We start from the raw sequence: 877 nt of genomic DNA, 5'->3' as shown, positions 1-877 counted from the left end.
AACGCCGATAACGGTGTATCACATATAGGATGCCGAGCAAGTTATATGGTATTGAATGGTTGATAATCCTATCGGAATTATCAACGATTCAACACCCCAAAACCATCATTATGAAGTAATTGAAAATTAAATACTAACTTTAGAGAACTGGACTAGGGCTTTTCATAGGAGCCATTGTTGGCAAATCGTTATTTAGTGTTAAGACTATTGTAAACTTCTTTTTCGAATAGACGATAAAAATCATAAGATACTTTATCATTAAAAGGAAGAAACTGTGTAAAATATACTACCGCTATCCCTTTCTCTTTATCCAATGTGTAATAGGAATTAGCCATACCAGCCCAATAGGCAGAACCTTTGGTTTTTATCAACTCGTCCTCATTATTTTCAATTGCCCATGATAACGAATAAACATCAGAATTATCTGGGAATCCACCCAAAATATCAACCATGCCACCTTCAGTTACATTATAACTTAACGTTAATCCGTTGGGCAGTTGATTTTTGAACATTAACGCAACGGTTTCAGGTTTTAAAATTTGACCACCATAATATTTGCCATTATTCTTAATGCATTCAAGAAATGTTAAATAATCCTTTGGTGAACCAAACAAACCGCCACCTGCGTTATATTCAGCAACTGGTTCAGTTGGAACACGAGAGTACTCTTTAAACCCAACTGAATCTCGTACTCTGCAAAAAACGGTCATAGTATACCACTAAAAACGGATTAAAGTGAACCACCCAAAACGGACTAAAGTGAGCCACCTAAAACGGGTGAAAGTGAACCACTAAAAAAGTCGATTCTATTTGTAAAAAGTCAAAGGTCTTTTTTTGTTAAAAAGACAATGGCTAATAAGCAAATAGATATGCGTAA

Annotated in this window: 1 protein-coding gene; it reads right to left on the bottom strand. The window is 35.1% G+C overall.

The genetic code is table 11. The features are described from left to right. Positions 1-188: 188 nt before the first annotated feature. On the bottom strand, positions 189-710 hold the full coding sequence (locus tag BFP75_RS07880; protein WP_099544702.1) for a serine hydrolase: 522 nt from the start codon (positions 708-710) through the stop codon (positions 189-191). Between the last annotated feature and the right edge of the window lie 167 nt (positions 711-877).

This window comes from Maribacter sp. 4G9 (assembly GCF_002742265.1).
GTDB lineage: Bacteria > Bacteroidota > Bacteroidia > Flavobacteriales > Flavobacteriaceae > Maribacter.
Note: the sequence above shows the minus strand (reverse complement) of the source record. Positions and strands in the feature narration are given on the sequence as shown.

What these genes read in the sequence shown, in the direction of transcription:
- BFP75_RS07880 (WP_099544702.1), bottom strand. Translation starts at nt 710, where the DNA reads ATGACCGTTTTTTGCAGAGTACGAGATTCAGTTGGGTTTAAAGAGTAC.